The organism is Acinetobacter sp. Leaf130 (assembly GCF_001423205.1).
GTDB classification, from domain to species: Bacteria; Pseudomonadota; Gammaproteobacteria; order Pseudomonadales; family Moraxellaceae; genus Acinetobacter; species Acinetobacter calcoaceticus.
Genome location: NZ_LMOE01000001.1, coordinates 1,379,286 through 1,393,218 on the forward strand (window position 1 = coordinate 1,379,286; position 13,933 = coordinate 1,393,218).

Here is a 13,933-nt window from a genome sequence, read left to right on the forward strand (position 1 = left end):
TTGGAAATGGATTATGGAATTATTACATCGCTTTAAACCGCAGACTTTAGCTATAGCAACCTTAGTATTGATGTGTGGCAATTCATGGGCTGCAAACCCGAATCAGCAAACTGAAGATGAATGGAAATTCACTTTAAAGAATGCCTATATCAACCGCGATTTTGACAACGATGCACTCAAAGATACTGGCAGTTGGTCTCAGGCAGCCTCTTTATTTTATAAGTCGAAAATGCATGACACCCCACTAGTAATAGCAGACAAGCCAATCACCATTGGTGCAGATGCTTCCGTTCAATATGCAGTACGTTTAAGTTCAGACAAACATGTCGCCGATACAGTTTTGCCTTTTAATAAGGAAACCCAATCTCAGGCATCAGACTATCTAAAATACGGCGCAACCTTAAAGCTGGGCTATGACAAAACACTTTTGAGTGTAGGTGAGCTTTGGTTGGATTTACCCGTAACTGCTATCGATGCCAGTCGTCAGTTACTCACTTCGTATTGGGGAACCAATCTTAAGTCGCAACTTTCAGATCAACTCTATGCCGAAATTGGTCGGGTTGAAAAAGTCTCGCCACGAAATGAAGAAGACTTTAAAAAGTTTTCTTTCACTGCAAATGGAATTACTAAAGAATCTGATGGTTTGAATTATATTGACCTGCGTTATCAATTTACGCCGTCTTTAAAGGGTGAATATTACTTTGGTAATTTAGAGGATCTGTATAACAAGCATTATGTGGGACTTGAGCATACATGGAAGCAGCCAACTTTTGCCCTAACTTCCAAGTTTAAATACTTCAATGCCAAAGATGATGGCAATACTTTTGATATCGATGCGCAGAACATCGGCCTACTTGAAACTGTAAAAGTGAAAAACCATACCTTTGGTTTAGGCTACCAACAAATTATTGGTGAATCAGCTTATCCACTACCAGATGGCTTCTTACCTGAAACCTATTTCATTAACTGGAACGCAACTGGATTCTTTAAAGAAGATGAAAAGTCTTACCATGTGATGTATGGCTACGACTTTAAGGACTATGTACCAGGCTTAAATGCGATGGTGAAATATGTTTATGGCTATGATTTCAAGGCAGCCAATGGCGAGAAAAATCACGAAACTGAGTCAAATGTGATTTTGAACTATGCATTTCAACAACCTTATTTAAAAGGCGTTGCCCTGCAATACATTCGTATTGATTACAACGTCAAACATGGCAATGACTTTGGTGAAGACCGTTTATTTGTCAATTACACCAAGAAGTTCTAAATATAAAAAATTACCCCCTAAAATTTAGGGGGTAATTTCTATCCTAATTTATTGACCAACCTTAAAGGCAAAACCTTCATTGCAATACTCATTGGCAACCATGGCCACTGCGGTACATAAGCTTTCACTGGTTGTTTTTCGATAGCTTTGACTAGTGCTTTGCACCCTGTTTTAGCATCGACTTCAAATGGCAAATGTTTAGCACCTTCATTCATTTCAGTGCGAATGTAACCTGGGAAAATTGTTGAAACTTTAATTGGCGTATCCAGTAATTCAGCACGAATACCTTCAGCCAAGTGAGCAACCGCAGCTTTACTTGCAGCATAAGTAGATAAATGTTTTGGTAATCCACGCATGGCACTCATGGATGACATCACCACCAAATGACCTGCGTTTTGCGCTCTAAAAATTTCAACCGCAGCTTCACATTGTGCTAAAGCAGAAATAAAGTTGGTTTCAGCGGTGGCTTTGTTAATTTCAAAATTACCTTTACCAATACGACGACCATTTCCGACTCCAGCATTGACAATAATTCGGTCCAAATAACCAAACTCTTGCTTAAATGCACGAAAAACTTCGAAAACCTGATCGTAATGAGTCACATCTAGACTTTTTGCAATCACCTGAATGCCATATTCATTTTCAAGTTCGGTTTTTAAAGTCTCTAATCGATCTAAACGGCGTGCACAAATCGCCAAGTTATAGCCTTTCGCTGCAAATTCATGAGCCATACCCGCACCCAACCCAGAACTTGCACCTGTAATTAAAATTGTCTTTGCCATGCTTTTATCCTTATTTTTAAATCCATGTCAGCAAATCTGGACGCTCAGCTTTTATAAAATGATGTTCATTTAAACTTAAAACCTGAGCTTCATTTCCAACTAAACGTAAAGTGGTGAGACTTGTATTGGTAATTGCCCAGTTCAAGGCAAAAGTTCGATTGGGACTCAGTTCAAGTAATTTGCCAATTGCTACAGAAATCACACCACCAGAGGTAAAAACAACTGCATAACGAGGTTTGGTTTTTGCCAATTCATCACAAAGTTGTTGTAGTGCCGTTTCAACTCTATCTTTAAAATGCGGCCATGACTCATCATATTCATGATGAAAATCGCCATCAGTCCATCGTCCAATTGCGCCTTCGAATATTTTGGCAAGATAGGCACGCGGGTTCTGTTCTTGTGCTACGTCAGCTTTTAACAATTCCGGTTGTTCAAAACGCGGTTCATAACGTGCAAAAACCTGCTGATGATTAAACTCGTTCCATAAACTATTGTGATTAATCACTGCATCTGGAAAGCATTCATTTAATGCGAGTTGTGCGGTTTGTTGATGGCGCTGCATGGTTCCGGCCACAACATAAGGTTGTTCTTTCAATATTTGCTTAAAGTATTGCCCTAATAAAGTCGCTTGAGCCTCCCCATTTTCAGACAACTCATCATAGTTACTTTTACCAAATGATGCCTGCCCATGTCTTACCAGATAAATTGTGGTCATTTTCTTAAAATACCCTGTATTTTCTGTAGAGATTGCTGGGCAAATTCCGATTCTTGAATTTTTTGTTGCCCAATAAGTTTTAAAGCTCGCACATGTAACGCATGAATGACGATCCAGAAGTCTTTAAAAGCTGGATTTCGCGTTTGTTTATGGTAATAGCGGTAGTAAATTTGCTGAGCGATCACTGCTAAACGGAATACGCCAAATACCTCATAAAAAGCCCAATTTTGAGGGTTCAAACCTGTTTTTTGCAGGTAATAATCAACAACTTCTTTACGAGAGAACATTCCCTTTAAATGGGTAGGTTGACGGCGTGTCGATCTAAAAATCATATTATCCGTAGGCTCAACCCAATAGGCTAAAGCACTGCCTAAATCCATTAATGGATCACCCAGCGTTGCCATTTCCCAATCCAACACGCCAATCACTTCAGTTGGATGCTCTGGATCTAAAATCACATTATCAAATCGCCAATCGTTATGAATAATGCAAGTCGTGGAATCTTGAGGAATATTATCGTTTAGCCATTTTCGAACATATTTAAATGAAGGAACGTTGATTGTGCGGACTTTTTCATAGCGTTTATCCCAACCTTCAACTTGTCTACGGCAATATCCTGTACCTTTGCCCAACTCTGCTAAGGGCGTGTTTTCATAAGGAACTTGGTGTAACTCGATTAGCTTATCAAGCACATTTACACAAAGCTCATGAACATCTTCTTCATTAAATCTAAGCTCGGGCGGCAATTTTGCACGAGGAATAATTCCTTCAATGCGTTCCATGACATAAAAATCACAGCCAATAACGGTTTCATCCTGACAAAGTGCCACCATTTTAGGAAGCACTGGATAATAAGGCGCAAGATTTTTTTGCACCATATATTCACGGGCCATATCGTGGGCTGACTTCGCTTTTGTTCCTTTTGGAGGACGTCGTAAAATTAAATCGGTATTTTCATACTTTAAACGATAAGTCCAATTTGAAGCACCACCTGTATATTGGGTCACGATTGCTGGGCCAACCAACTCAACACCTTGGTTCTTTAACCAACTTTCAACTGCTCCAATATCAAGTTCTTCACCTTCACGTACTTCACCGCCTATATCAATTACCGACATTCTAATTTCCTTTAAACTTATACTTTCTTATGACGACCATAACCACGTTTTGCTAACTCTAATTTGGCAATCATGCCTTTATGTACTTCATCTGGACCATCAGCTAAACGTAAACTACGCGCTTGAGCAAAGAAACCTGTTAATGGTGTATCTCTTGAAACGCCCGCGCCACCATGTAGCTGAATCGCCATGTCGACTACTTTTTCTAAAACACTTGGAGCGACCACTTTAATTGCAGATATTTCTGTTAAAGCGGCCATATTCCCTAAAGTATCCATTTTATAGGCTGCATACAAGGTTAAAAGCCGAGCTTGATCTATCGCTACCCGTGCATCAGCTACCCGTTCGAGGTTCCCACCGAGTTTTAAAATTTCTTTGCCAAACGCAGTTCTAGACATACCACGGTCAATCATCAGTTCTAAAGCTTTTTCAGCAGCTCCAATACAGCGCATGCAATGGTGAATACGCCCGGGTCCTAAACGGCCTTGAGCAATTTCAAAACCTTGACCTGCACCACCAATAAAGTTATCAAGAGGCACTCGAACATTATTAAAATGAACTTCACCATGTCCATGTGGCGCATCGTATTCACCAAACACTGGTAACATACGCTGAATTTCAACACCCGCCGTATCAATAGGCACTAAAACCATGGAATGTTGATGATGACGGTCTTTGCTTTCATCTGGAGTATGAGCCATAAAAATAATGACTTTGGCATTTGGGTCACCTAAACCAGAAGACCACCATTTTTTGCCATTTAAAACAATTTCATTCCCTTCTATGAGTGCAGTTGCTTGCATATTTGTTGCATCACTTGAAGCAACGTCTGGTTCAGTCATACAAAAAACCGAGCGAATTTTTCCGTCCAATAAAGGCTTTAGCCATTGCTGTTTTTGCTGTTCACTGCCATAGCGCCATAACAATTCCATATTTCCCGTATCTGGTGCATTACAGTTAAAAACGGTGGGTGCCAATAAACTACGACCAGTTAATTCGGCAATGTGAGCATATTCTTGAACTGATAACCCTGCACCGAGTTTGTCATCTGGTAAAAACATATTCCAAAGGCCAGCTTGCTTCGCTTTAGATTTCAGCGTTTCTAGAAGTGCTGGCCACTGCCATTTTTTCCAGTTTCCATCCGGATTTAGCTCATGTACTTCTTCCCAAAATTTTGCTTCAATAGGTTCTATTTCTTCTTGAATAAATTTTCTTGTTCGCTCGACAAAATCTTGAGCTGTTTTTGAAAGTTCAAACATTCTTTTTTCCTTTACATCATTATCTTGTCTTTACATCAACATAACTTGAAACTTAATATGAATGAAATGATTTTATTAAATAACACATCATGAATAATATTCATAACCAGCATGGGCTTGATTTAAGCTTTTTCCACCGAATAGATATCAATTTATATCCGCTTTTTATCGCTATTTATGAGCAAAAAAGTATTTCAAATGCCGCAAGTAGTCTTAATATTACGCAATCGGCAGCAAGCCACGCCTTGCAAAGGTTACGTCAACAACTTGAAGATGATGTATTTATACGTGTAGGTAATAAAATGTCTGCAACGCCTTTTGCAGAACAGATTTACCCCACTGTGAAGCAAGCGCTTTTAACCATTCAAAATATTAGCCAGCAGAAACATGTCTTTGACCCAACCAGTTTAAAAAACTTAAAAATCGCCGTGCATGATGAAATTGAGCCGATTATTCTTCCAAGACTGGCTCAACATTTTCAGAATCTTAATTTAGATTTACAGTTTGTGAGTATGAAGCTAGATCGAAAACATATTATGGCGGACTTGGCGACACAACAGCTCGACTTCGTAATTGACCTAGAACAATACTTATCTCCAAAAATTACCTTTGACCATCTGGTAACAGATGAGTTTGTCATTTGCAGTCAACTTAAAGAAGTCGATTTATCGAGCTATGTTAATGGTCGACACATCGGTGTTTCATCACGCCGTACGGGTGCTTTACTTGAAGATATTTATTTAAACCAACATCAAAAAATTTCAAGAAATGTATTCATGCGCTGTCAAAACTACTCAACGGCGTTACAAGTTTTGGGTGCTCAAGCGAACGCAATATTGACTATGCCCCGAATGATTTTGCAGCATTTATCCTATAGTTCGGAAATTCGTTTGCATTCACTCCCATTTGAGATGACCAATATCAAAATGGGGATGTTTTGGCATGAAGATTTAAGGGATAATTTAAGGCATCAATTTTTGCGACATGAAATTATTAAACTTTTTCAGTAAAGCAAATTGATCTACTAACGTCTACATCGTACAAGGACCAGTCATGAGTAAAGATGAACGAATAATCCAGAATCAGGACAACAAGAAAACTATTCGTCATGAAGATTACATTGCTGGCATCGGTAAAGGCATGGCAATTTTAGATAGTTTTAGTAGCAATCAACATCGCCTAAACATTTCTATGGCTGCTGAAAAAACCGGACTTACCCGGGCGGCAGCAAGACGCCATTTATTAACCTTAGAATATCTAGGTTATCTTGAGTCAGATGGCCACTATTACTATTTAACCCCAAAAGTCCTGAAATTTTCAGGAGCATATTTGGGCGCTGCTCAACTTCCAAAAGTATCGCAGCCTTTATTAAACTTATTAACTAACCAAACCTCTCTTATTTATTCTGTGATGGTACTTGACGGTTATGAAGCCATTACCATTGCGCGTAGTGCGGCCCACCAACAAACCGACCGCGTAAATCCATACGGCCTACACTTGGGTAACCGCTTACCTGCTCATGCGACCTCGGCGGGTAAAATTTTACTAGCACATTTAAGCCAAGAAGAACAATTGGACTGGCTTCAAAAATACCCACTACAGCGTTTAACCAAATATACGCATATTGAAAACGATAAATTTTTAGAGTTACTACAAGAGATTCGAGAACAAGATTGGTGTTATTCACGTGAAGAACATGAATTAGGCGTTCACGCACTCGCCGTACCTATTTATGGGCAAGACTTTAAAGTCGTTGCTGCTTTAAATATTGTTTCTCCAACCATGAAAACAACTGAAGAATATTTAATTCAACACATTTTGCCTTTATTGCAAGAGACTTCACGGGATTTGAGACAAGTTCTTTAAATCTTACTTAGGCTATTTTCATGGGATAAATTTTATTATTTGCTTAGGCTATTTCGTTAAGTGATAATGAATGAATATGCTTAGGCTATTTCTAAAAATAATTAAATGGTATTTTTAAATAACGGATGCCATTCGCTTCAGGTTCCGGAAAATTTCCTGCATTCATATTAATTTGTATTGAAGGCAAGATTAGTTTTGGCATTGCTAAAGTTGCATCTCTTTCTTGACGCATTTTTATGAATGACTCTTTAGAAACTTGTTGGTTTAAATGAATATTGCTTTGCTTTTGAGTTTTAATGTCTGTCTGGCAGATATATTCATCACGACCTTCTGGCTTATAGTCATGGCACAAGAACATACGCATATCATCAGGAAGTGCATAAAGCTTTTGTACCGAGTCATAGAGTGCGGCAGCGCTTCCTTTGGGAAAATCACATCTAGCCGAACCATAATCAGGCATAAATAAAGTATCACCCACAAAAACAGCATCAGCAATTACATAGCTTAAGCAAGCAGGTGTATGCCCAGGTGTAGGAATGTTATAGGCTGCTATATCCCCTATTTTAAAATGCTCGTGATCTTCGAATAAATAATCAAAAGGCTGATTTTCATTAAATTTTTTAAAGTCAAAATTATAGATAGTAGAAAAAGTTTCTTGTACTACTGAGATTTTTTGACTAATTGCAATTGTGCCACCCAATTTAGATTTTAAATATTGGGCCGCGGTCATATGGTCTGCGTGTACGTGGGTTTCTAAAATCCATTGCACTTTGAAGTTTTGAGCCAAGACATAATTGATAATTAAATCGGCATTAGTCGTTTTTGTAGTCGCCGAAGCTGCATCGTAGTCAAGTACACTGTCAATAATGGCGCAGTGACGCGTAACCAAATCCGCAACAACATAGCTAAAAGTATTGGTATTTTCATCAAAAAAATCTTTTACTAGAGGTTGTTGCATAGGTTTAATTTCCTTTATTTAAGACTCGGTAAATCAACATTCCTAATAACATTGCGCCAATAAAATAAAGTGCTTCAAAATGTCCTAACCCAATAAGCGTTAAAGCAGGCGCTGGACATATGCCAGCTATTCCCCAGCCTATACCGAAAATAAAAGCACCAACAATTAGCCTTTGGTCAATCTGTGTATTCATTGGTAATTGAATTTGTTCATTAAAAAGTGTTTTTGGACTTTTTATAGCCTTTTGAAACGGAATAAATGCCACAGCAATAGCACCTAACATTACAAACATTAAGCTGATATCCCACTGTCCAAATATATCTAGAAAACTTAAAACTTTTTCAGGATTAGACATGCCAGAGATCATTAAACCCAATGAAAACAAGCTACCAAATATAAAAGCAAAGATATTTTTCATAGGATTACCCCAACACATGACGAATGATATAAACAGTTAACATGCCTGCAAACATAAAAACTGCTGTCGCTATCATCGAGCGTTTTGATAATCTGCTCATGCCACAAATACCATGGCCACTTGTACAACCAGATCCTAGTCGTGTTCCAAAGCCAACAAGTACACCTGCTAAAATAAGTGCAACCGTATTAGCTTTAATTTCAATTTCTGGCTGATAAAAATAACCATATATGAAAGGTGTAATCACCAGTCCAGCAATGAACCAGAATGCAGAACTTTTAAAGGTGTCTTTAGTGGGATTTATGATTTGAGCAAGCAATCCACTAATTCCAGCTATTCGACCATTTATATATAAATATCCAACTGTTGCGATGCCCAGTAGCAAGCCACCCAAAAAGGCATGGATAATATTCAACATAGGTTTACTCAAACAATATATGTTTTTATAATGTGTATTATACGCTGATTCTTTTAGAAATACTTAAAACAAAACTCTCAAGTATATAATTCTTCTTAACAAGAAAAAGCCCCAAGATTTTGGGGCTTTATCATTAAATTAGATCTTTAATGCCTAATTGTTCAGGTAACTTTTCCATGACTTTATTCAGTCTATTATTCGCAGGAGACATACAACCTGTGTAATGGCTTAATTTTGTTTCCGTGCCATTTGGTTGAATCCATGAAATGTAATAGCTAGACATATCAGTTGCAGTTTGCTGACAACCCGCAGTTTTTGATTGTGTACCTGTTTGTGGTCGATAAGTTTTTAAATCATCCGCAAGTTTTTGATAGTCTTTTACACTGCCTTGAATTTCTTTAACACCTATAGCTTTAGTATATTGCTTGCCTTCAAAGCGAATTAAACCCGTAGGTGTTACTTCTACAGAATAGATTGGGCATGCGCCAAAGCATGGACTAGAAGCATAACGAATTGTCTCTTGTGTATTCGGTGCTTGCTGAACAGAAGCACAACCCATCAAAGCTAAACCAGATAAAGTTGCAAGAACCAAAAATCTCATCGTATCACCTATTATTATCAAGTGGCTTTAATTTATCAAATCATACACTTCTTGTCATTAAAGACTATTTTTTGTGATTGTTTTCATTAATTCACGTACCATTGTACTTAGGCTATTTTTATGATTATCAAATATCATAATCTAAATCGCATAAAAAAAGGCCCATCTTGCGATGAGCCTTAAGCCAATAAAAGCTTTAAATCCTGAAATACAAATTATTACTGGGTAGTAATAACCTGCAACACCATTCTAACGTAATGCTATAAATTATATAAATATAATATAAATATATATTTACGCTTATTTTTTCAACAAAAAAAACCTGATTTTTAAGTGTAATAAGTTAATAATGTTTATTTCTAATTAAAATTCACCATCTTAAGTTAAACAAAACTTAACAAACAAATAAGATTTATTTATAGGTAAAACATTGTGAAAAAATATCTCACAGTTCGGCTACATCTAGGGTTCAAGCATTATCAATCTTAGGAATATTTTAGGTTTTGCAATAAGTTAAAGCACTTTTTTACTATTTGGTAAAGCTATCTAGTTAAAATAATAGAACTTACTCTCAGGCTTTAATACAAAAAATATATTAAAGTTAAAGGCAAAAGAGAAATGCTCTCTTTTGCCTTATTTAATTACTGTTCTAAGCTATAAGCGACTACATAATCACCATGATCAGGAGACTGACGAGCACCGCCTGCCGTAACAACCACATATTGTTTACCTGTTTTCGGTGAAACATAGCTAATTGGAGTTCCTTGGCTACCTACTGGCATACGTGATTTCCACAGTTCTTTACCTGTAGATGAATCAAAAGCACGTAAGTAGTAATCTTGCGTTGCAGCAAAGAAGACCAATCCGCCTTGGGTTGCCATTGGTCCACCAATAGTTGGCATACCAATTGGTGCTTTTAAGCCCATTTTGATACCCATAGGTCCAGTATCCTGTACTGTACCAAGCGGTACTTGCCATGCAATCTGACGAGTTTTTAAGTCAATCGCAGTCATGGTACCAAATGGAGGTTTTTGACACGGAATGCTAAGAGCCGACATAAAGCGGTTTTTATTCACTTTATATGGTGTACCTTTCATTGGCACAGCGCCCATACCCGTATTTACTTTCTCTCCACCACTCGCCTGAATCTTAATATCTTCAGGGGTCTGTTCCATTAACTGAATCCATAACCCAAGACGCATATCGTTTACGAACATATAGCGATGTGTCGGATCAAAAGCAATGCTACCCCAGTTCATGCCACCCAAAGAACCTGGGAAGCTTAGTGAAACATCAGTACCCGGTGCAGTAAATAGACCTTCGTAACGCATTGACTTAAAGTTAATACGACACATGAGCTGATCAAACGGCGTTGCCCCCCACATATCTGATTCAGTTAAAGTCTGATTACCAATTTGAGGCATTTCAACTGAACGTGGTTGAGTTGCGCTGTATTGCTCACCCGGAATATTTGCAGGCTTAACTGGTTGTTCAATCACTTTAGTCAGCGGTTTACCTGTTACACGATCAAGAACAAAGAATTGTCCTGATTTGGTTCCAATGACAACAGCAGGTTTCGTCGTACCATCTTTCAATGGGAAATCAACTAGACTTGGTTGCATTGGTAAATCGAAGTCCCATAAATCATTATGAACAGTTTGATATACCCACTTTTCTTTACCTGTTGTTGCATCAAGTGCCAAAACAGAAGTGTTGTACTTATGATCTAATGGGTTACGGTTACCACCCCAAATGTCGACAGATGAACTACCCATAGGTAAGAACACCGTATTCATTTGCGGGTCATATGACATTGCAGCCCAAGAGTTTGCTGAACTACGTTTATACGTTTCACCCGGTTTAAGAACATAGTTAGGGTTCGGATTACGTGCGTCAAATGCCCAGCGAAGTTTACCGGTAATCACGTCATAACCACGGATAACACCACCCGGCATATCTGCAGCAACGTTATCGGCAATACGGCTACCCACTACAATGGTTGTACCCGCAATAGTCGGTGCAGAAGTGACTTCAAAACGTGGAGCTTTAGTTCCAGCTCCTAGACCTTCTAACAAGTCAACTGTTCCATTTACACCAAAATCGGCACAGCGCTGACCGTTATCTGCATTGACTGCAATTAAACGACCATCAGGTGTATTTGTATATAAACGGCGTGGACATGCCGTATTGGTTGCAACTGTGGTTACTGCATTTGCACCAGCCAAAGTTGGTTGTACAAGTGGCTTAGTCGAATCAAAGTATGCAACGCCACGGCAGCGCTCCCAAGCATCAGCTTTAGAATTCACTTCAGCTTTCCAGAGCTGTTTGCCTGAATCAGCATCGATCGCAAAAATATTATTATGTGGTGTACATAAAAAGACTTTATTCCCAACCTGTAGTGGGGTCATTTGGTCTTCAGCACCATTACCACTACCCGTTGTAAAATCACCTGTTCTAAAACGCCAAGCTTCTTTTAGTTTATGAACGTTATCTCGGTTAATTTGATCGAGAGCAACAAAGCGACTACCACCAGCATCATTTCCATAATTTTCCCAATTCACCTGTTTTTTAGCAGGGTCAACTGGTACTAAAGGTAGCTTTTCACCTGAACTTGCTACTGTTGGATGTGGTTGGAACATTTGGTAGAGCGCAATCAACATACCAACAACAACTAACCCACCAACTGCATAAGATGAAGATGCCAAGCTAGTTTGAAATTGGTAACGTCGAATTGCAGGTAAGGTAAATAACAATGCAGCAAAAAGACCAGCAGGAAACATTAACCGCGAGAATAACGGCCAGAATTCCCAACCTGCGTCAATCAGCGACCAAATTACAGTGCCAACGAAAACAGCCGCAAAAATCCAGACACCAAGCGCCTTTTTACGAAAAATACTAAATGCAGAAATGGTAATCAACAGTCCTGCGACTAGGAAATACCAAGATCCACCTAATGACACTAGCTTTCCACCGCCTACGATGTAAAAAACACCAGTAGCCAATAAAACTAGGCCTAATAGAAAACACCATATTTTGAATAAGATATGAAACTTAGAATCTGACTCAGACATAGATCCTACTCCACATATACTGAACACAATAGTTCAAGCATTTGGGCCAGTTAAACTATGTCTAACCAGCCATCAACATTGTTAAAAATTGACTTTCACGCTAAGACCAGCCACCCAAGCATCATCGACCGCTTTTACACCGGCAGGTTGATGGATATATTGAATGTTTGGACGTAACATAACGGCCGGAGACCATTGATAGGTATAGTTCAACTCGACATTTAGTTCGTCGTCTTGAATTGGAATATAGTCAGATGCAATCGCATCATAGCTATAATATCCACGACTTTCGTTCGTTGCGATCTGCTTATCTTTAGCACGATCATTGACCACATAATTGGCAATACCAAAACCAATCGAATCATTTGGGCGGCTATCAAACGGCCCTTTATACCAAAGTGCAAGTTGTTGTGTACTTTGAACAAAGGTGGTTGCTTTATCATTTACAACACCGTTCAAACTTACGTATAAACCACGTTTAGGGTCTTCACCTTTATGGGTAAGTTGTTGCTGAGCATTAATCCAGAAACTTTGTTTCCCATCATGAACTTTGCCGGCAGTTTTAATGTCATTCGCTTCTGCGGTTGAGTACAACGCCCCTACTTTATATTCACCCGGTAAGCCATTAAAAGCAGCAAGTTTTGGTTTCCATGCAAGCTCAACCGGTATGGTTGCACCCTTCACGTTGTTCATATCCAGATTAAAGCCATCACTATTTGATTCGGTTTTAATGTTGTCTGGATTTACCTCATAAACACCCAATCCCAATGTCCACTCAGGCGCAAACTGATATTTAACATTTGTAGCCCAAACACCGACTGGTGAGTTGTACCAAATTGAACCGATTGATTTTCCTAACTGCCCACCGCAAAGTAATAAGTTCTGAAACTCACATTGAGAACTATTAAAGTCCTCTGACATACCCATACGGCCCACTTTGACCTGTACTGTGTTATCAATAAAACCTTTTTTGACCCATGCCTGAGACAGACGCCAGATTTTACCGCGACCATAAATCTCTTGGGCATTGCCCAATTGGCTAGAACGCGGGTCTTTAATACGCTCTAAAGTGAGTGCATTCCCGTCACGTTTAGTCACGACTAGGCTCGCTGTTGTATCTTTCCATCCAGCAATTTTTTCTAAGTCGAAGTTTGCACCTAAAGAAAGTTGTGCAGCATTTTCAAAAGTATTGCTGTCGTTGTAACCACCATCTAAATTTGTGGCACTTTGGCTCATAATAGAAGCTGTAAATTTATAACCCTGTTGCTCTAGTTGCTGACGCTCACCATTCCAGTCGCCAAGCAACCATTGACGATCTTGCGACCACGGCTCATTCGCAAGCGCAAATTGGCTACCTAATACAGCGATTGTTAATACACTCAGTTTCATTAAATTCGGCATTTTAAGTCCCTTTTATCATTTCTATATTTCTATACTGCGCCTCAGTTTGAGGCGCT

Annotated in this window: 13 protein-coding genes; 3 read left to right on the forward strand and 10 right to left on the reverse strand. The window is 38.8% G+C overall.

The window, feature by feature from the left end; genetic code table 11:
- Positions 1–13: 13 nt before the first annotated feature.
- Complete coding sequence (locus ASF86_RS05970) at positions 14–1,270, forward strand: OprD family outer membrane porin (protein WP_056480440.1); 1,257 nt, start codon at positions 14–16, stop codon at positions 1,268–1,270.
- A gap of 38 nt (positions 1,271–1,308) precedes the next feature.
- Here the strand turns inward: ASF86_RS05970 and ASF86_RS05975 are convergent, their stop codons facing one another.
- Genes ASF86_RS05975 through ASF86_RS05990 form a run of 4 tightly spaced genes read right to left on the reverse strand, consistent with a single transcriptional unit; the run spans position 1,309 to position 5,144 of the window.
- Positions 1,309–2,052 carry an SDR family oxidoreductase gene (locus ASF86_RS05975; RefSeq protein WP_004643004.1) on the reverse strand — a complete coding sequence of 248 codons (744 nt, stop codon included), beginning with the start codon at positions 2,050–2,052 and terminating at the stop codon, positions 1,309–1,311.
- Between the two features lie 16 nt (positions 2,053–2,068).
- Complete coding sequence (locus ASF86_RS05980) at positions 2,069–2,767, reverse strand: histidine phosphatase family protein (RefSeq protein ID WP_056480441.1); 699 nt, start codon at positions 2,765–2,767, stop codon at positions 2,069–2,071.
- Entirely contained in the window at positions 2,764–3,885 is a 1,122-nt protein-coding gene (locus ASF86_RS05985; protein ID WP_056480444.1) for a phosphotransferase family protein, read from the reverse strand. The genes ASF86_RS05980 and ASF86_RS05985 overlap by 4 nt, the downstream gene beginning before the upstream one ends.
- A 17-nt stretch (positions 3,886–3,902) precedes the next feature.
- Positions 3,903–5,144, reverse strand: a complete 1,242-nt coding sequence (locus ASF86_RS05990) for an acyl-CoA dehydrogenase family protein (RefSeq protein WP_056480449.1) — start codon at positions 5,142–5,144, stop codon at positions 3,903–3,905.
- A gap of 89 nt (positions 5,145–5,233) precedes the next feature.
- Here ASF86_RS05990 and ASF86_RS05995 point away from each other — a divergent pair, with 89 nt between their 5' ends.
- On the forward strand, positions 5,234–6,154 hold the full coding sequence (locus ASF86_RS05995) for a LysR family transcriptional regulator (protein ID WP_056480451.1): 921 nt from the start codon (positions 5,234–5,236) through the stop codon (positions 6,152–6,154).
- Between the two features lie 43 nt (positions 6,155–6,197).
- Complete coding sequence (gene pcaU, locus ASF86_RS06000) at positions 6,198–7,010, forward strand: IclR family transcriptional regulator PcaU (RefSeq protein ID WP_003652006.1); 813 nt, start codon at positions 6,198–6,200, stop codon at positions 7,008–7,010.
- Positions 7,011–7,101: 91 nt separating this feature from the next.
- Here the strand turns inward: pcaU and ASF86_RS06005 are convergent, their stop codons facing one another.
- The 6 genes from ASF86_RS06005 to ASF86_RS06030 all read right to left on the reverse strand — a co-directional run bounded on the left by ASF86_RS06005 (position 7,102) and on the right by ASF86_RS06030 (position 13,877).
- Entirely contained in the window at positions 7,102–7,968 is an 867-nt protein-coding gene (locus ASF86_RS06005) for an MBL fold metallo-hydrolase (RefSeq protein ID WP_056480455.1), read from the reverse strand.
- 4 nt (positions 7,969–7,972) lie between these two features.
- The gene (locus ASF86_RS06010) at positions 7,973–8,386 is read right to left on the reverse strand and encodes a DUF6691 family protein (protein ID WP_056480458.1); all 414 of its coding nucleotides are present in this window, start codon (positions 8,384–8,386) and stop codon (positions 7,973–7,975) included.
- A 4-nt stretch (positions 8,387–8,390) separates the two neighbouring features.
- Positions 8,391–8,804: a YeeE/YedE family protein gene (locus tag ASF86_RS06015; protein WP_056480460.1), complete on the reverse strand. Its 414-nt coding sequence runs from the start codon at positions 8,802–8,804 to the stop codon at positions 8,391–8,393.
- Between the two features lie 133 nt (positions 8,805–8,937).
- Positions 8,938–9,396, reverse strand: coding sequence for a DUF6438 domain-containing protein (locus tag ASF86_RS06020; protein WP_081407642.1), 459 nt, complete (start codon positions 9,394–9,396; stop codon positions 8,938–8,940).
- 650 nt (positions 9,397–10,046) lie between these two features.
- Entirely contained in the window at positions 10,047–12,476 is a 2,430-nt protein-coding gene (locus tag ASF86_RS06025; protein WP_056480465.1) for a glucose/quinate/shikimate family membrane-bound PQQ-dependent dehydrogenase, read from the reverse strand.
- An 81-nt stretch (positions 12,477–12,557) separates the two neighbouring features.
- Positions 12,558–13,877: a carbohydrate porin gene (locus ASF86_RS06030; protein ID WP_056480467.1), complete on the reverse strand. Its 1,320-nt coding sequence runs from the start codon at positions 13,875–13,877 to the stop codon at positions 12,558–12,560.
- Positions 13,878–13,933: the final 56 nt, after the last annotated feature.

What these genes read in the sequence shown, in the direction of transcription:
- ASF86_RS05990 (WP_056480449.1), bottom strand. Translation starts at nt 5,144, where the DNA reads ATGTTTGAACTTTCAAAAACAGCTCAAGATTTTGTCGAGCGAACAAGA.
- ASF86_RS05970 (WP_056480440.1), top strand. Translation starts at nt 14, where the DNA reads ATGGAATTATTACATCGCTTTAAACCGCAGACTTTAGCTATAGCAACC.
- ASF86_RS05985 (WP_056480444.1), bottom strand. Translation starts at nt 3,885, where the DNA reads ATGTCGGTAATTGATATAGGCGGTGAAGTACGTGAAGGTGAAGAACTT.
- ASF86_RS05980 (WP_056480441.1), bottom strand. Translation starts at nt 2,767, where the DNA reads ATGACCACAATTTATCTGGTAAGACATGGGCAGGCATCATTTGGTAAA.
- ASF86_RS06005 (WP_056480455.1), bottom strand. Translation starts at nt 7,968, where the DNA reads ATGCAACAACCTCTAGTAAAAGATTTTTTTGATGAAAATACCAATACT.
- ASF86_RS06025 (WP_056480465.1), bottom strand. Translation starts at nt 12,476, where the DNA reads ATGTCTGAGTCAGATTCTAAGTTTCATATCTTATTCAAAATATGGTGT.
- ASF86_RS06010 (WP_056480458.1), bottom strand. Translation starts at nt 8,386, where the DNA reads ATGAAAAATATCTTTGCTTTTATATTTGGTAGCTTGTTTTCATTGGGT.
- ASF86_RS05995 (WP_056480451.1), top strand. Translation starts at nt 5,234, where the DNA reads ATGAATAATATTCATAACCAGCATGGGCTTGATTTAAGCTTTTTCCAC.
- ASF86_RS06015 (WP_056480460.1), bottom strand. Translation starts at nt 8,804, where the DNA reads ATGTTGAATATTATCCATGCCTTTTTGGGTGGCTTGCTACTGGGCATC.
- ASF86_RS05975 (WP_004643004.1), bottom strand. Translation starts at nt 2,052, where the DNA reads ATGGCAAAGACAATTTTAATTACAGGTGCAAGTTCTGGGTTGGGTGCG.
- ASF86_RS06030 (WP_056480467.1), bottom strand. Translation starts at nt 13,877, where the DNA reads ATGCCGAATTTAATGAAACTGAGTGTATTAACAATCGCTGTATTAGGT.
- pcaU (WP_003652006.1), top strand. Translation starts at nt 6,198, where the DNA reads ATGAGTAAAGATGAACGAATAATCCAGAATCAGGACAACAAGAAAACT.